Below are 16,927 nucleotides of genomic sequence, written 5' to 3'. Positions count from 1 at the left end.
GGTTAATATTGAGCGTCTTTTAAAAAGAAATTGTTTTCTGTGTTAAAGAAACGTTTTAATAGTTATCATTATAAATGAAAAAAATACAAAGAAATACGCTGCTTTTTATTTTTCCAATACTGTTGGTTTGGATTTCTATAGAGTGTTTTTATAGGATAACACCAAATAATTATAGTTTTAAGCAAAAGCAAATACCAAAACATTATAATGTAGCAAAAGGGTTGATATTTGGCGATTCCCATTACTTTTATGGTTTAAATCCGGAGAGTTTTTCAAGGCCTGTTTTTAATATGGCTAATATTAGCCAAACTATTTATTTTGATGAGTTATTATTTAAAAAACATATAGATAGTTTTAAAAAATTGGAGTTTGTTATTTTCCCTATGGAGTATACTACACTTAGTCAAGCCGATAATACTCAAGAAGATGTTTGGCGAAAGTATTTTTACCGTTATAACATGGAATTAGAAGTGCCTTTAATTACAACTTTCGATCTCAAAAAATATAGTTTAGCATTAACAAGAAAACTAAAACATACTATTAGAACCATTACGCAGTACATAAACGAAGGAACCTTAATTGGATGCGATAAAAGAGGTTGGGGGAATACCTATGTAACAGCAGTCGATTCGTTAGAAATGGAGCGATTAGCCAAGATTATTTCAGCAAAACATGATGATGGAAGCATGGTGTTTTCGCATAATATAACACGACTTAAAGGCATGATTTCTATTTGTGCTAAAAAACAAATAAAAGTGTTTTTGGTAAATATGCCTGTAGGAGAACCATACCTTAATAAACTCGATTATAAAGAAGTGAAAGCTATAGAGCGTATAAGTAAGCAGTTGAGTGAAAAATATGCTAATGTTTTTAATATTAATTTATTGCGTAATCCTAAATTTAAACTAAGCGATTTTCATGATGCCGATCATTTAAATATAAAAGGCGCCAAGAAATGCTCAAAAATTATCGATGCTGAAGTTAGTCGTTATTTAAAGTAATATTTATTTTCTCTGGACCACTTCAAAAACTTGATTGTCATCGCATTTTAAAGTTTTGCTTGGGTATTTTAAAAGCAAGGCATAATCATGCGTGGCCATAAGTATGGTGTTCCCATTTTTGTTTATATCTCGAAGCACTTCCATAACTTCAACACTAGTTTGTGGGTCAAGGTTTCCTGTGGGTTCGTCTGCCAAAATAAGTTCAGGATTGTTTAACAAAGCACGCGCAATGGCAACACGTTGTTGCTCACCACCAGAAAGTTCGTGGGGAAACTTAAACCCTTTGGTTTTCATGCCAACCTTGTCAAGAACCTCATCAATTCTAGTTTTAATGTTGTTTTTGTCTTTCCAGCCTGTAGCTTTTAGTACAAACGCCAAATTGTCGTTAACAGTTCTATCTGTAAGGAGTTTAAAGTCTTGAAAAACAACGCCTAACTTTCGCCTTAAAAATGGAATATCTTTCTCTTTAAGTGTTTTTAAATCAAAATCTACAATTTGTCCTTCACCTTTTGTTAGGGGCAAATCGCCGTAAAGTGTTTTCATAAAACTACTTTTTCCGGTTCCTGTTTTTCCAATAAGGTAAACAAATTCCCCTTTGTTAACATCTACATTAACATCGGTTAATACTAAATTATCGCCTTGGTATATTGAAGCATCTTTAAGATGAAGTACTGTTTGCATAAAGTCTTGCTATAAATTTTGAAGTAAATATACTGTAAATTACAAAGTAAACAATTAAAGGGAAAAAAGGAATGCAAAATCTAGAATTTGATCCGTAAGCGACTAATGCTTGAGCTAAAGAACCTGATAGCACAATAGCCACTAAAAATAGGTCAAAATCCATATGTTTATGTTTAATAAAAGACCACAATTTTTTAAACCCAAAAACAAGAAATAGGATGTTAATTGTTATTAAAAGATATTTTTGAAAGTAAATCCAAAAACCAATAAGGGCTTTTCTAACCGGTTTATTTTGAAATTTTGAAACATTCCAAAGTAAAGATTCTGTAGACCCCCAAAAATCTTTCCAAGAAATAAGGACTTGTTTTAGATACAAATCGGGGTGTTTTTTAAATAAATCTATAGAAATACGTTTTAATTCTTGAGAAAGTTCAACACGAGTTAGCTGGGTTTCTTCTAAGAGTTCGTCGTGTGCTTTCCAAACGCTCATAGGGTAAACATGGTCGGGTTCATTTTCTTCAACATTGTTTCTATGTTTAACAAAAATATCTCGAATAACATAGTCTTCATCAGGTACAAGATGAAAGAATGAAGTAGCTGTTTGAGCCAAATTAAAACCAAGATAATAACTACTTGTAAATAGTCCGATATTCTTTTTGTTTAATGTATTCCAACCATAAAAAACCAAAGCTGGAAACACAATAACGATTAACGTTTTATAAATGCTTTTTATATTCCAAAGTAGGACTAAACGATAAAGAAAAAAGCCTAAAGGAAGATATATAAACATAGGTCTTGTAAGATATAACGCGCTATAGATTACAGATAAAACACCTAAATGCTTAATAGAGGCTTTTTGGGATAGTAAATGGTATTTAGAAATAAACCAAAACGATAGTAAAAGAAGGGTTAGTGTGAGTGTTTCTGTTAAAATAGCAAATTCGAAAAAGACAATATTTATAAAGGAGCCAAAAACAAATGTTACCCAAAAAGCAATATCTTTTCGTTGCGTTTGTTTAAAACTTAACTGGAATAAAAAATACATATTTGCCAACCCCAAAAGTAACTGACACAGAACTGTTATTTTTTGACTATTGCCATACAATGCTAATAGCGCAGGAAAACCTGGTGTTCTTTCTCCGGTATAACCTTGTAAGCTCCAATTAGAAATATACTTAGCTAATGTAATATAATCTTCGCTGTCTGGGAATATAGTAACCGACTGGTAAGTATATACTAAAAATAGCCTTATTAAAACACTATAAATAAGTAAAAACTTTAAAGGTGACTTTAAAATAGATGTGTATAGTTTCTTTAGAATCATTTTCTTGAAAAATAAAGCTTTAAGAGGTCGAAAGGAATTATTAAAATATCTAAAAAACTAATTTTAGATGCGCCAATATCGCGCCAATACTCTAAAGGTATTTCAAGAATATTGTTTTTACAGTAGGCTTTCCCGTATTTATGTTTCATTCTAAGGAGTAATTCTACATCAAAAAGCCACTTGGTTTTAAAAGGTGTTTTAAAAAGTTCTTTTGCTAAAGGTGCACCAATGACTTTAGCACCACATTGGGTGTCGTAAATTCCTAATTTTAATATACACGAATCTATAAATGTAGCAATAATTCTACCAAACACATGTCTTTTTAATCGTCGGTTAATTGTTGCGCCGGATCGTTTTACCCGAGACCCCATAACAAAAGCTACATTCTTGGTCTGCGCTATTGTAATTAAACGTGTTATTTCTGATAAAGGTGTAGAAAGATCGGCATCTAAATAGCCAATAGTTTTGTAATGATTGTTTAAATGTAAAACGCCTTGTCTTATAGCTTCGGCTTTTCCTGAGTTTTTTTCTAAAGTTAGTAGCGAAACCGATAAGGAGGAATCCGATATTTCTTTTAAAATAGCTAAGGTGTTGTCCTGGCTTCCATCATCCACAAAAAGTAAGTGAATAGGACTATTGGTTTTAGAAAACGCTATAAAATCTTCACTAGGCAATCTGTTGACTTCGTTATAACAAGGAATAATAATGCAAGTATTTGCCATAGGAATTTAAAAACTAGAAAAACGCTTTTGTAAATGTATTACTTAAAACCTAAATCATCAAAGGTTTTTAAATTAAGCTATTTTGTTAAGAATTTTTATAAATCAATTTTTTGTGTTTATAATTATAACAGAATTCTAACGTTATAAAATGTATAGAAAAATTATCTTTGAATTCAATATAAAAAATCATACACTATATGAGTCTTAATAGAGTTTTCCTTTTCATTCTAACTCTTTGTTTTTGTGTTGTAACCTATGCACAACAATCTGCAGCATATACTAACGAGTTAGTGGATTACCAAAAAGCCCTTTCTTTATATAACAACCAACAGTATTTAGCAGCGCAAACACTTTTTAAACAGTTGAAGAAGACGGCCAAAACAGATGTTTTAGAATCTGATTGTGTCTTTTATATAGCTAATTGTGCGGTAAGACTAAATCAGCAAAACGCCGATACCTTAATGGAAGATTTTGTTGAAGATTACCCTACAAGTACCAAACGAAATACTGCTTTTGTAGATGTTGCCGACTATTATTTTACCAATGGAAAGTATGCCTACGCTAAAAAATGGTATGATAAAGTAGACGAAAACTCATTGGCAGGCAACGAACGTGAAAAATTTAACTTCAACAATGGTTATGTAGCGTTTACAACCAAAAATTATAAAGACGCTAGGAAATATTTAAGTCGCATTGAAAATTCCAAAAAATATGGCTCGCAAGCCAAATACTATATTGGTTTTATGGCTTATGAAGGCGATGATTACGACCAAGCAACACAATATTTCGACCAAGTTAGCGACCAAGAGAAATACCAAGAAAAGCTATCATACTATCAAGCCGATTTAAACTTTAAACTAGGAAAATTTGAAAAAGCTATCGAGTTAGCTAAAGAGCAATTACCAAAAAGTAATCGCGATGAAATTTCAGAACTAAATAAAATTATAGGTGAAAGCTACTTCAACTTAGAACAATATGAAGAAGCGCTTCCTTATTTAAAAGAATATCAAGGAAAACGCGGAAAATGGTCCAATACCGATTATTACCAATTAGGATATACGTACTACAAGCAAAAAGATTACGATAATGCTGTAGCCGAGTTTAGTAAAATTATCGACGGGCAAGATACCGTAGCTCAAAATGCTTATTATCATTTAGGCGAAAGTTATGTGCATTTAAATAAAAAACAAGAAGCTTTAAATGCGTTTCGTAACGCCTCACAAATGACTTACGATTTAAAAGTTCAAGAAGATGCTTGGTTAAACTATGCTAAAATTAGTTACGAAATAGGAAATCCTTATCAATCGGTGCCACAAGTATTAACGCAGTATTTAGAGACTTATCCAGATACCGCATATAAAGATGAAATAGAAACACTTTTAATCGATTCCTATATTACATCAAAAAACTACAAAGAAGCTTTAGAGTTACTCGAGGGGAAAAATAGTTTTGAAAATAAAAAAGCCTATCAAAAAGTCGCATTTTATCGTGGAATAGAACTTTATAATGAAGGGAACTATCAAGAAGCTCAAGACTTTTTTAATAAGTCGCTAAAAGAAGAAATAAATCCTACTTATACTGCACGAGCCATTTTTTGGAAAGCGGAAACAAATTATAATTTATCAAATTACAACGATGCTTTAATAGGCTTTAAACAGTTTAAGCAAATTGAAGAAGCTACAGCTACAAAAGAAGCGGTAAATATTGATTATAACTTGGCTTACACATATTTTAAACAAAAGAATTATTCGCAAGCCATTACCTTTTTCAATCAGTTTATAAATAATAACAGCAACGATAATATTAGGCTAAACGATGCATATTTAAGGTTAGGCGATGTCAATTTTGTATCTAGTAAATATAACGATGCTATTAATGCATACAGTGAGGCCATAAAAATTAATCAGGTGAATTCAGATTATGCCTTTTTTCAAAAAACAATGAGTATTGGTTACGCAGGAAATTCTGATAAAAAAATTACAGACCTAAACACGTTTATAGAACGTTACCCAAAGTCAACTTTACGAGACGATGCCATGTATGAATTAGGAAACTCCCTCGTAAAAGCAAATAGAAATTCAGAGGCGTTAAACATGTATAACAAACTTAATAACGAATACCGCATGAGTACTTTTGTGCCAAAGGCTAAATTACGTCAAGGTTTGGTACACTATAATTCTGGAACAAACGATAAAGCCTTAACCAAGTTTAAACAAGTTGCCGAAGAATTTCCAAATACACCAGAAGCAAATCAAGCAGTGGCAACAGCGCGTTTAATTTATATCGACCTAGGGCAAGTAGATGCTTATGCAGCTTGGGTGCAAACGTTAGACTATGTAGAAGTTACCGATGCCGATTTAGATAATACCACTTACGAGTCTGCCGAAAAAAAGTATTTAGATGGCCAATCAGATGCTGCAATTCGTCAGTTTAATGGATATTTAAATGAATTCCCAAAAGGGCTTCATGCTTTACAAACGCATTTTTATGTCGCGCAATTGTACTTTAAAAAAGATTTAAAAGAAAATGCGTTGCCACATTATATAGAGGTTGTTAATAGAACTTCAAATGAGTTTACAGAAGAAGCTTTATTGCGTGCTTCACAAATTCAACTAGAGCAGAAAAGTTGGAATAAAGCAATTCCGTTATTAGAACGTTTAGAGGTTCAGGCTAGTTTTCCACAAAATGTGGTTTTTGCGCAATCTAACTTAATGAAAGCCAATTATCAATTAGAACAATATAAACAAGCCGTTTCCTACGCAGAGAAAGTACTTGAGCAAAATACTATTGACAATAAAATAAAAAGCGATGCCTATTTAATTATAGCACGTTCGGCTATAAAAACAGACGATGAGCCAAAAGCAGAACAAGCTTATCAAGAAGTTGAAAAAACAGCCACAGGAGAAGCCGCTGCAGAAGCCATGTTTTACAAAGCTTATTTTCAACATAAAGAAGGCGACTTCGAAACCTCTAATAGTACAGTTCAAAATTTAGCAAAGAATTTTTCAGGTTATAAATATTACAGCGCTAAAGGGTTGGTTGTTATGGCAAAAAATCATTATCAATTAGGCGATGCTTTTCAAGCAACGTACATTCTTGAAAGTGTTATTGAAAACTTTAAAGACTACGATGATGTCGTTGCAGAAGCCCAGTCCGAGTTGTCTAAAATTAAGACAGAAGAAGCTAAAACCAACATGTCTGTTCAACCAGAAGATTAAAAAAATCAGTCAAAAAAAACATTAAATGAAATTTATGCGCAAGCACATGAAATATTTATCCGTTGTATTATTTACTTTAACAGGAATGTTAAGTTGGAGTCAAGAACGCGACAACGATACCATAGGAACCAATGTGATTAATGTTGTAAAACCATATACACCATCGATTTCCGATGCCTTTAAGGTAAAAGAAACCCCGTCTTTAGATGATGAGGTTACCACAACTAAAAAAGAGGTGAAATATAATATTTTTTCATTTCCTGTGGCGTCTACATTTACGCCAGCAAAAGGAAAAGCTGCCACAGTAGAAAAAGAAAAGCCAGCGAAATTATATGATAATTATGCTACTTTAGGTTTTGGTAGTTACACCACCATTTTAGGTGAAGTATATTTAAATCATGCTATTAGTAGAACAGATAATGTTGGTGGCTATGTTAGCCATCATTCTTCTCAAGGTGGAATTGAAGATGTGTTACTAGACGACCATTTTTACGACAGTAAGATAAATGTAAATTACTCTAGAACATTACGAGATTTATCTTGGAATATTGAAGGTGGATTTTTGCATCAAGTTTATAATTGGTATGGTTTGCCACAACCGTATTTTACCACAGAATCACCAGAAGCTAACATGGATGTAAACCATACATTTTATGGCGCAAATATTGGTGGCGATATTCAATTTGAAGACACCTATTTAAAAAATATAGATGTACTATTTAGACATTTTGGCGATGATTATAGTTCGGCTGAAAATAGATTTAAAGCCACTGCAACGGCAGATATTCCAATTGTTGATGAAGAAATCACAACAACTTTAGTGTTGGATTATTTAGGTGGGAGTTTTGATAGAAATTATTATACCAATGAAGAGTTAAAATATGGTAATTTTAATATTGGATTAAAGCCAACCTACAGAATAATTTATGATGATCTAACATTAGATTTAGGTGTTTCTACATTTTATTTAAACGATATAGAGAATAGTGATAACAAGTTTTACATCTATCCAAACATTTCGGCCTCTTATAAAGTGGTTAATGAGGTATTAATCGCCTACGGAGGTATAAAAGGTGATTTAATTCAAAATTCCTATTACGATTTTGCACAAGATAACCCATTTGTATCGCCAACATTATTTATTGCACCTACCGATCAGCAATACAACGCCTATGTAGGTTTAAAAGGAAAAGTGTCAAACAGTGTGAGTTATAATATTAAAGGGGCGTATTTAGCCGAACGAGATAAAGCCTTGTTTAAAAATAATGAACTTGTCGTTAATGGCGCCGAAGAGGTATATCAGCATGCCAATTCTTACGGGGTTGTTTACGATGATGTATCCACATTTAATATTGGTGGCCAATTAAGCGTAGATATTAACCGCAACTTTACTTTAGGTATTAAAGCCGATTATTTTGCGTACGATGTAGATAATCAAGAAGTGGCCTGGAACTTACCAGAAATTACAGGATCGTTGTTTATGGATTACCAAATAAACAAACATTGGTTTGCTGGCGCAAACATTTATTATGTTGGCGAACGAAAAGCACAAATGGATTATACCAATTCTTTAGTGCCTGTTAACATTGAAACAATAGCATTAGATAGCTATTTCGATGCCAATGCCCATGCTGGATATCATGTAAATGATAAATTATCGGTATATGCTAAAGTAAATAACATCGCCAATCAAAATTATAACCGTTGGCTAAACTATCCGGTACAAAGTTTTCAAGCTTTAGCAGGAGCAACCTATAAATTCGATTTTTAAGAGCATACTAACCACCAATTATTTACCAATGAAAAAGCTTTTAACCCTATTAATAGCCATTACTATATGGTCATGTGCAAAAAATAAAGAAGTTGTTGACACCGTAATTGTAAATGCTAATGTATACACAGTAAATAACACTTATGATAAAGCTGAAGCCTTTGCAGTAAAAGATGGTAAATTTGTTGCTATTGGTACTTCAAAAGCAATTTCAGATAAATTCACTGCCGAAAATATCTTAAACGTTTCTGGTAAAACGATTGTGCCAGGGTTTATCGATGCACATTGCCATTTTTACGGATTAGGACTAGAACAAAACCGAGTAAATCTCGCGGGGACATCTAGTTTCGATGAGGTTATGAAACGTGTGTTAGATTTTCAAAATACCAAACAAACTAATTTTATAATAGGTCGCGGTTGGGATCAAAACGATTGGGAAGAAAAAGCCTTTCCAAACAATAAATTGTTAAATGCCCTTTTTCCTAACACGCCAGTTGCCTTAACTAGGATAGACGGGCATGCTATGTTGTGTAACCAAGCGGCATTAGATTTAGCGGGAATTACTAAACAGACAAAAATTGAAGGGGGAGAAGTCGTTATTGAAAATAACGAACTTACAGGTATTTTAATTGATAATCCTATGGCGATGGTTGAGGCCGTTTACCCAAATCCAACCAAACAAGAGCAAATAAACGCTTTATTACAAGCCCAAGATATTTGTTTCGATTTAGGGCTAACCACAGTTTCCGATGCTGGTTTAGATAAAGACGTTATCCAACTTATCGATAGTCTACAACAAACAGGCGATTTAAACATGCGCGTGTATGCTATGGTGAGTAATACCCAAAAAAATCTTGACTATTACTTAAACAATGGGCCAATTAAAACCGATAAACTTAATGTGCAATCGGTAAAAGTATATGCCGATGGTGCTTTGGGCTCACGCGGAGCAGCTTTAAAGAAACCTTACAGTGACAAGCATAATCATTTTGGGGCTATGGTAACAACCCCTAAAAACATTAAAGCGTTGGCCAAAAAGATTGAACAAGCAAATTTTCAAATGAATACACATGCCATTGGCGATTCGGCTAATAAAGTTGTGCTTCAAACCTATAAAGATGTTTTAAAAGGCAAAAAAGACAAGCGTTGGCGAGTAGAACATGCGCAAGTTTTAACAGATAACGATATAGAATTTTTTAAAGACAGTAACATTATCCCATCGGTGCAACCTACACATGCTACGAGTGATATGTATTGGGCCGAAGATAGGCTAGAGGCAGATAGAATTAAACAGGCTTATGCTTATAAGGAGTTGTTAAAAGCCTCAGGAAAGATTGCCTTAGGAACCGATTTTCCTATAGAAAAAGTAAGCCCGTTTTTAACATTTTATGCGGCGGTTTCCCGACAAGATTTAGAAGGGTTTCCAAAAGGAGGTTTTCAAAAAGAAAATGCGTTAACACGAGAGGAAGCTTTGAAAGGGATGACCATTTGGGCAGCTTATGCTAACTTTGAAGATCAGGAAAAAGGAAGTATTGAAAAAGGCAAATTTGCCGATTTTGTTATCCTAGATAAGGATATTATGACTGTTGAGGTAAACAAAATACCTACTATAAAAGTTGAAAGCTTATTTATTGATGGAGAAGAGCAATAGCTTTTAAGCTAACGAAAGTTTAGCTAAATAATCAAAATGATCGCCCTCCATAATTAAGTCGCATTCTAAGCCAACAGCTTTGCAAGCAGTATAAAGCGTATTAAAATCAAGATATAACCATTTCATAGGTAATTCTTGTTCACCTTTATAGCTTAAAAAGTAATCCAATTCGCCATAGTAATTCGCGTTGGTGTCTATCCAAAGTCCGCCGTCATCATCTTCATACATATAAGCAATATCAGACGAATCAATTAAAATTTGTCCGTTAGCATTTAAAAGGTTTTTTAAATGAGTTAAGTATTTTGAGACTTGTGCTATTTCTTGAAAAATTCCTGTGCCATTCATTAGCAATAAAATGGTATCAAAAGTTTCGGATTCATCTAAAACAGATGCTAACGCAACATTCTTAACGCCTCTTTCTTTGGCCACTGTTACAGCACCTTTAGAAATATCTATTGCTTTAACCTGTAGTTCTTTTTCTTGTAAGTATAAACTATGGCTTCCGCTACCACAACCAACATCTAAAACAGTACCTTTTACTAATTGAAGCGCTTTTTGTTCAAGTTTAGGCATGTTGCTGTAATTTCTAAACAAATAAGGAAGCGGTAACTCGTCTTCATCAGAAATATTTGTAGAAGTTATAATATCGTCACTATAATTACCTTTATGGTAATCTAATAAGGCTTTGCCAAAAATATCTTTCATAATTGTAAATTTGTACTATGCAAGATCAATTAAATAACTTACCAGAACGAGCCAAAGATAAGCATAAGGAAAATAAAGAGTTCTTTAAAAAGCTAAAAAAGAAACCGCCAAAGCAATTGGATTATATTATGCAAGAACTTCACGAAGATGAGTTTGAAAAAACCGATTGTTTAACCTGCGCTAATTGTTGTAAAACCACTGGACCGTTGTTTACAGATAAAGATATACAGCGTATTTCTAAACATTTTAGAATGAAACCATCGCAATTTATAGACCAATATTTGCGTATTGATGAAGATAACGATTATGTGCTACAAAGTGTACCGTGTACATTTTTAGGTGCCGATAATTACTGCATGATTTATGATGTAAGACCAAAAGCATGTCGCGAATTTCCGCATACCGATAGGAAGAAGTTTCAGCAAATTTCAAATTTAACCATGAAAAATGTAGCTATTTGCCCAGCAGCTTTTAATATTGTTGAAGCCATGAAAAAGCGCATTAAATTTTAATTTTTTTCATAAGACTTTTATGTTATCTTTAAAAACAAAAAGTTAATTTATTGGAAAGTATTTTAAACTATTTTGAAACAATTCCTTCCTTACACCGAAGCATTTTATTGGTTGGTGGTATCACGCTTTTCTGGCTGTTAGAAGGTGCAGTGCCGTTGTTTAAATTCAACTATAAAAAATGGCGTCATGCTATTCCTAACTTCTTTTTTACACTTACTACTATTGTTATCAATTTTGGATTAGCCTTTATGCTACTTAAAACAGCCGATTGGGTTAAAGAAACTAACTTTGGAATTATAAATTGGCTACCCGAAATGCCACTCTGGCTATATGCTATTGTAGGCGTGATGTTGTTAGATTTTTTTGGCGCATATTTGGCTCATTATGTCGAGCACAAAGTAAAACCATTGTGGATGGTGCATTTAGTGCATCATACCGATCATAAAGTCGATACAACAACTGGAAATAGGCATCACCCCATAGAAAGTGTCATACGATTTGCCTTTACCTTACTGGGTGTTTTTATTGTTGGTACACCAATAGCGTTGGTGTTTTTGTATCAATCACTTTCTGTCGTTTTTACACAATTAACACATGCCAATATTAAACTGCCCAAAAAAGCAGATAAAATATTAAGTTATTTTTTTGTATCACCAGATATGCATAAGGTTCACCATCATTATGTGTTACCGTATACCGATTCTAATTATGGCAATATTTTTTCTGTTTGGGATAGACTTTTTGGAACATACATGGAATTAGATCGAGAAAAACTGGTTTATGGTGTAGATGTTTTTCCTTATGAAGATGAAAATAGCCGAATAAAGAACTTATTAACCCAACCCTTTCAAAAATATAAAAAGCCCACAACTCTACCTACAAATGAAATCTCTTAAAATACTATTTGCTATTACATTGTCAACAATTATTATGAGTTGTGAACATAAGAACACCATTGGTGTTCAAGGACACAGAGGTTGTAGAGGAATTTTACCAGAAAATTCACTACCAGCGTTTAAAAAAGCTATCGAGTTAGGGGTGAATACTTTAGAGTTAGACTTAGCGATTTCTAAAGATAAAAAAGTGGTTGTTTCTCACGAACCTTTTATTAGTCGTTTTTATTGTTTAGATCCAAGCGGTGCAGAAATTCCTGAAGAAGTAGATAAACTGTTAAACCTTTATACAATGAATTATGAGGTAATTAAACAGTTTGATTGCGGTAGCAAAATACATGAACGTTACCCAGAACAGCAAAAAATGGTAACCTACAAACCTTTATTAAATGAGGTTTTTGTTATGGCAGATTCTTTAAACGAGCATATTAAATATAATATTGAGTTAAAAGCGAGGCTCGAATACGATAATGTATATACGCCAGAACCAAAAGAGTTTGTAACGCTTGTTTTAAACGAAATTAAAGAGCACCACGTTTTTAATAGATGTAATTTACAATCGTTTGATGTGCGTATTTTAGAAGAAATAAAACAACAAGCACCTAAAATGGATGTTGCGTTGTTAATTGATGATGATGAAAATATCGAGGAGAAATTAACCAAGCTATCTTTTAAACCTGAGATTATTAGTCCTTATTACGAACTCCTTATAAAAAGCGAGGTAAAAGACTATCAAAAACAAGGGTTTAAAATTATTCCATGGACGGTAAACGAAGTCGACGATATGAAAGTTATGATAGATTTTGGTGTAAACGCTATAATTACCGATTATCCCAATAAGTTAATCCCATTGTTGAAAGACTAACTTTAATTATACAACAAATACGGTTTGCGCATCTCCTTGTAAGCTTTTAAACCTAAAGCCCAAGTTTTTTTAATTTCGGAAACTGTTAGCTCATCTTCAATTTGTTTTTGAAGTGTTTTAGTTCCTGCTAACTTGGTGAAAAACTTATTAAAAAATACTGTTTTGTCACTTGTGTTGTTATAAGCTTCAATTAGATAATTTAAATCTAAACGATGCAATGGTTCATTCTGGCTTAACTTTTTTCCGTAACACAACACATCTTTATGTTTAGGGTATTTTGCGCCATCGTTAGATTGAGGTGTGTATGTGAAAGTATATGTATTTTGATTTAAAAACGGACTGCCAAAAACTTCAAAAGGCGTCTTTGTACCACGACCAGCATTAACATTAGTGCCTTCAAAAAAGCATAAACTAGGATATAGGTTTATCGCTTGATCTGTCGGTAAATTTGGAGACGGTTTTATGGGTAAACTGTACGGTGTTTTATGCGAATAGTTAGTCATTTTAATAATATCTAAATTGCAAGTGACACCATTTTCTAACCAGCCTTCACCATTTATCATTTGGGCATATTCGCCAATAGTCATACCATGAACAACAGGAACAGGATGCATACCAACAAAACTTTTGTGTCCTGGTTCTAAAATAGGCCCATCAATGTAATGTCCGTTGGGGTTTGGTCTATCTAATACTAAAACCGAAATATTATTTTCGGCACAAGCTTCCATAACATAATGCAATGTAGAAATGTAAGTGTAAAATCTAGCGCCCACATCTTGAATATCAAAAATAATAAGGTCAATTCCTTGTAATTGTTCTGGAGTTGGTTTTTTATTGCTTCCGTATAACGATACAATTGGCAAACCTGTTTTAGTGTCTACACCATCTTTTACAACTTCACCAGCATCGGCTTTACCACGAAAACCGTGTTCCGGAGCAAAAACAGTTTGAATTTTAATGTTAGAATTATAAAGCGAATCTACAATATGTGTGTGGCCGTTGGCGTTAAAAATAACCGAGGTTTGGTTGGCAACAATACCAATAGTTTTGCCTGAGAGTTTAGGAAAGTAATCTTGTGTTTTATTAGCGCCAACAACAATAGGAGTCTTTAGTACAGAATCATAGCTAGTGGCTGTATTTTGTTTTTCTGAAGCCTTTTTAGATAGCGATTTCTCCTTTGGAGAGTTTCCGCAGGAAATCAATACTAAAACCAATAATAAAACTGTATTTTTGAACATCTTTAAAAGTAAACACATAGTTTGAATTTCGAATATTTTACAGCAAAACGCATAATTGATAATAAAACGTATAAAAGTAGCGTTTCGGCACCAATTATAAAAATTGGTATTACAGCTATTGCTATTGGTATGGTAGTTATGCTTATTTCGATTGCTACAGGAATTGGGCTTCAGCATAAAATTCGCGATAAAGTATCGGCGTTTAACGGGCATTTAATTATTTCAAATTTCGATAGTAACAATTCGCAAGAAAGTGGTGCACCGGTTTCTATGGAACAAGATTTTTATCCCGAGTTTAAATCGGTTAGTGGCATAAAACACATTCAAGCTGTGGCAACAAAACTGGGGGTTATTAGAACTGAAACCGATTTTGAAGCAGTGATTGTTAAAGGTGTTGGTGGCGATTACGATTGGAGCTATTTTAAAGAGTTTTTAGTCGATGGCGATTTGCCAGATTATTCAGGTAAAATGAATGAAGATGTCTTAATATCGGAATATTTAGCCAATCGAATGCATTTTAAAGTGGGCGATAAGTTTATCACGATGTTTAGGCGAGAAGACGATCCTAACAAGCCGCCAAGAATGATACCATATAACATAGTAGGCATATATAATTCAGGGTTTAGCGACTTTGATAAAACCTATATAATTGGCGATTTAAAACACTTACAGCGTATTAATAAATGGGGTGAAAATCAAGCTGGGAATTTTGAGATTTTTTTAGATGATTATAGCCAGATAAACGAAAAACTCATCGAGGTTTACCAAAATACGCCATCTCAACTTAATAGTTATTCAGTTGAAGAAAAATACGTTTCTATATTCGAATGGATAAAAATTTTCGAAAATAATATTTACGGTATAATTGGTGTCATGATACTGGTAGCGGGAATTAATATGATTACAGCACTCTTAGTTCTTATATTAGAGCGTACCCAAATGATAGGGGTTTTTAAAGCTTTAGGAAGTAATAATTGGAGCATAAGAAAGATATTTTTATACAACGCATCATATCTTATTTTATTAGGTCTGTTTTGGGGAAATGTACTAGGGCTTGGTCTATTATTAGCCCAAAAATATTTTAAATTTATACCATTAAATCCAGACGTATATTATGTTGCCGAAGTGCCTATATACCTAAACTTAACTTATGTCCTGCTATTAAATCTAGGCACCTTTGTAATGTGTTTAATTATGCTTTTAGTGCCATCTTATTTAATCTCCAAAATATCTCCAGTTAAAGCCATGAGGTTTGAATAATGTTTAAATAAGAATTGATTAACTTTTATTTTCAAACAATACACGTAACTTTGCCACACAAAAAATTATAGAGTGGAATACGCAAAAAATATTTTAGAAACCATAGGAAATACACCATTGGTTAAAATAAATAAACTTACCAAAGAATTACCTTGTTTAGTATTGGCTAAATATGAAACCTTTAATCCAGGAAATTCGGTAAAAGATAGAATGGCTCTAAAAATGATTGAAGATGCCGAGGCCGATGGAAGGCTAAAACCTGGCGGTACTATTATAGAAGGAACTTCTGGTAATACAGGAATGGGGTTAGCATTAGCCGCTATTGTAAAAGGGTACAAATGTATTTTTGTAATTGCCGATAAGCAATCAAAAGAAAAAATTGATGTCCTTCGTGCTGTTGGCGCCGAAGTAGTTGTATGTCCTACTAATGTTGCTCCAGAAGATCCACGAAGTTACTATTCGGTATCTAAAAGAATGGCCGAAGAAACACCTAATGCTTGGTATGTAAACCAATACGATAACCCAAGTAATACACAAGCACATTATGAAAGTACTGGACCAGAAATTTGGAATCAAACCGATGGTAAAGTCACACATTTTGTTGTTGGAGTAGGAACAGGAGGAACCATCTCTGGTGTAGGTAAATATTTAAAAGAACAAAACCCTAATGTAAAAGTTTGGGGCGTAGATACCTATGGAAGTGTTTTTAAAAAGTACCATGAAACAGGTATTTTTGATGAAAATGAAATTTACTCTTATGTAACCGAGGGTATTGGGGAAGATATACTACCAAAAAATGTTAACTTCGATATTATAGATGGTTTTACCAAAGTAACCGATAAAGACGCGGCAGTTTATACCCAAAAACTAGCCAAAGAAGAAGGTATGTTTTTAGGGAATTCTGCTGGAGCTGCTATAAAAGGTGTGTTGCAATTAAAAGAACATTTTAAAGAAGGCGATGTCGTAATTGTATTATTTCACGATCATGGTAGTCGCTATGTTGGAAAAATGTTTAATAATGATTGGATGAAAGAACAAGGGTTTTTAGAGTAAAAAACCAACGTTTCAAATAACAAATAAAGAAGA

14 protein-coding genes are annotated in these 16,927 nt (G+C 33.2%); 9 read left to right on the top strand and 5 right to left on the bottom strand.

Translation table 11 applies throughout. From position 1 onward, the window contains the following. The first annotated feature begins 74 nt into the window (after positions 1-74). A complete protein-coding gene (locus R3L15_RS08745) occupies positions 75-1,001 on the top strand; it encodes a hypothetical protein (protein ID WP_338731167.1) in 927 nt (308 codons plus the stop codon). A 3-nt stretch (positions 1,002-1,004) separates the two neighbouring features. Here R3L15_RS08745 and R3L15_RS08740 read toward each other — a convergent pair whose 3' ends face one another. From R3L15_RS08740 to R3L15_RS08730, 3 genes are read right to left on the bottom strand one after another with little or no spacing between them, the layout of a single operon-like run. Continuing rightward, positions 1,005-1,682, bottom strand: a complete 678-nt coding sequence (locus tag R3L15_RS08740) for an ATP-binding cassette domain-containing protein (RefSeq protein WP_338731166.1) — start codon at positions 1,680-1,682, stop codon at positions 1,005-1,007. Further along, positions 1,660-3,006 carry a hypothetical protein gene (locus tag R3L15_RS08735; protein WP_338731165.1) on the bottom strand — a complete coding sequence of 449 codons (1,347 nt, stop codon included), beginning with the start codon at positions 3,004-3,006 and terminating at the stop codon, positions 1,660-1,662. Before R3L15_RS08735 ends, R3L15_RS08740 begins: the two co-directional genes overlap by 23 nt. After that, positions 3,003-3,728, bottom strand: a complete 726-nt coding sequence (locus R3L15_RS08730; RefSeq protein WP_338731164.1) for a glycosyltransferase — start codon at positions 3,726-3,728, stop codon at positions 3,003-3,005. Before R3L15_RS08730 ends, R3L15_RS08735 begins: the two co-directional genes overlap by 4 nt. Positions 3,729-3,925: 197 nt before the next feature. Between R3L15_RS08730 and R3L15_RS08725 the strand changes: the two genes are divergently transcribed. Genes R3L15_RS08725 through R3L15_RS08715 form a run of 3 tightly spaced genes read left to right on the top strand, consistent with a single transcriptional unit; the run spans position 3,926 to position 10,368 of the window. Then, complete coding sequence (locus R3L15_RS08725) at positions 3,926-6,946, top strand: tetratricopeptide repeat protein (RefSeq protein ID WP_338731163.1); 3,021 nt, start codon at positions 3,926-3,928, stop codon at positions 6,944-6,946. 46 nt (positions 6,947-6,992) lie between these two features. Next, the gene (locus R3L15_RS08720) at positions 6,993-8,717 is read left to right on the top strand and encodes a TonB-dependent receptor (protein ID WP_338731162.1); all 1,725 of its coding nucleotides are present in this window, start codon (positions 6,993-6,995) and stop codon (positions 8,715-8,717) included. Between the two features lie 28 nt (positions 8,718-8,745). Next, positions 8,746-10,368 (top strand): amidohydrolase, encoded by a 1,623-nt coding sequence (locus tag R3L15_RS08715; protein WP_338731161.1) that lies wholly within the window; start codon positions 8,746-8,748, stop codon positions 10,366-10,368. Positions 10,369-10,371: 3 nt separating this feature from the next. Here R3L15_RS08715 and R3L15_RS08710 read toward each other — a convergent pair whose 3' ends face one another. Next, positions 10,372-11,073 carry a class I SAM-dependent methyltransferase gene (locus tag R3L15_RS08710; protein ID WP_338731160.1) on the bottom strand — a complete coding sequence of 234 codons (702 nt, stop codon included), beginning with the start codon at positions 11,071-11,073 and terminating at the stop codon, positions 10,372-10,374. A 17-nt stretch (positions 11,074-11,090) separates the two neighbouring features. On the opposite strand from R3L15_RS08710, the gene R3L15_RS08705 reads away from it, so the two are divergent. Genes R3L15_RS08705 through R3L15_RS08695 form a run of 3 tightly spaced genes read left to right on the top strand, consistent with a single transcriptional unit; the run spans position 11,091 to position 13,343 of the window. Next, a complete protein-coding gene (locus R3L15_RS08705; protein ID WP_338731158.1) occupies positions 11,091-11,585 on the top strand; it encodes a YkgJ family cysteine cluster protein in 495 nt (164 codons plus the stop codon). A 50-nt stretch (positions 11,586-11,635) separates the two neighbouring features. After that, positions 11,636-12,481 (top strand): sterol desaturase family protein, encoded by an 846-nt coding sequence (locus R3L15_RS08700; protein ID WP_338731157.1) that lies wholly within the window; start codon positions 11,636-11,638, stop codon positions 12,479-12,481. Continuing rightward, on the top strand, positions 12,468-13,343 hold the full coding sequence (locus tag R3L15_RS08695) for a glycerophosphodiester phosphodiesterase family protein (RefSeq protein WP_338731156.1): 876 nt from the start codon (positions 12,468-12,470) through the stop codon (positions 13,341-13,343). The genes R3L15_RS08700 and R3L15_RS08695 overlap by 14 nt, the downstream gene beginning before the upstream one ends. A gap of 2 nt (positions 13,344-13,345) precedes the next feature. Here the strand turns inward: R3L15_RS08695 and R3L15_RS08690 are convergent, their stop codons facing one another. Beyond that, entirely contained in the window at positions 13,346-14,581 is a 1,236-nt protein-coding gene (locus tag R3L15_RS08690; RefSeq protein ID WP_338731155.1) for a DUF1343 domain-containing protein, read from the bottom strand. A 21-nt stretch (positions 14,582-14,602) separates the two neighbouring features. Here R3L15_RS08690 and R3L15_RS08685 point away from each other — a divergent pair, with 21 nt between their 5' ends. Together R3L15_RS08685 and R3L15_RS08680 are read left to right on the top strand one after the other, a co-directional pair. Next, the gene (locus tag R3L15_RS08685) at positions 14,603-15,841 is read left to right on the top strand and encodes an FtsX-like permease family protein (RefSeq protein ID WP_338731153.1); all 1,239 of its coding nucleotides are present in this window, start codon (positions 14,603-14,605) and stop codon (positions 15,839-15,841) included. A gap of 72 nt (positions 15,842-15,913) precedes the next feature. Continuing rightward, positions 15,914-16,894: a cysteine synthase family protein gene (locus R3L15_RS08680; RefSeq protein WP_338731152.1), complete on the top strand. Its 981-nt coding sequence runs from the start codon at positions 15,914-15,916 to the stop codon at positions 16,892-16,894. The last annotated feature ends 33 nt before the right edge of the window (positions 16,895-16,927 follow it).

The sequence above is a fragment of the Mangrovimonas cancribranchiae genome, assembly GCF_037126245.1.
Classification (GTDB): domain Bacteria; phylum Bacteroidota; class Bacteroidia; order Flavobacteriales; family Flavobacteriaceae; genus Mangrovimonas; species Mangrovimonas cancribranchiae.
The sequence above is the reverse complement of the archived record's forward strand: the minus strand, read 5'-3'. Positions and strand labels throughout refer to the sequence as shown.

What these genes read in the sequence shown, in the direction of transcription:
- R3L15_RS08730 (WP_338731164.1), bottom strand. Translation starts at nt 3,728, where the DNA reads ATGGCAAATACTTGCATTATTATTCCTTGTTATAACGAAGTCAACAGA.
- R3L15_RS08710 (WP_338731160.1), bottom strand. Translation starts at nt 11,073, where the DNA reads ATGAAAGATATTTTTGGCAAAGCCTTATTAGATTACCATAAAGGTAAT.
- R3L15_RS08725 (WP_338731163.1), top strand. Translation starts at nt 3,926, where the DNA reads ATGAGTCTTAATAGAGTTTTCCTTTTCATTCTAACTCTTTGTTTTTGT.
- R3L15_RS08745 (WP_338731167.1), top strand. Translation starts at nt 75, where the DNA reads ATGAAAAAAATACAAAGAAATACGCTGCTTTTTATTTTTCCAATACTG.
- R3L15_RS08715 (WP_338731161.1), top strand. Translation starts at nt 8,746, where the DNA reads ATGAAAAAGCTTTTAACCCTATTAATAGCCATTACTATATGGTCATGT.
- R3L15_RS08720 (WP_338731162.1), top strand. Translation starts at nt 6,993, where the DNA reads ATGAAATATTTATCCGTTGTATTATTTACTTTAACAGGAATGTTAAGT.
- R3L15_RS08690 (WP_338731155.1), bottom strand. Translation starts at nt 14,581, where the DNA reads ATGTTCAAAAATACAGTTTTATTATTGGTTTTAGTATTGATTTCCTGC.
- R3L15_RS08735 (WP_338731165.1), bottom strand. Translation starts at nt 3,006, where the DNA reads ATGATTCTAAAGAAACTATACACATCTATTTTAAAGTCACCTTTAAAG.
- R3L15_RS08740 (WP_338731166.1), bottom strand. Translation starts at nt 1,682, where the DNA reads ATGCAAACAGTACTTCATCTTAAAGATGCTTCAATATACCAAGGCGAT.
- R3L15_RS08695 (WP_338731156.1), top strand. Translation starts at nt 12,468, where the DNA reads ATGAAATCTCTTAAAATACTATTTGCTATTACATTGTCAACAATTATT.
- R3L15_RS08705 (WP_338731158.1), top strand. Translation starts at nt 11,091, where the DNA reads ATGCAAGATCAATTAAATAACTTACCAGAACGAGCCAAAGATAAGCAT.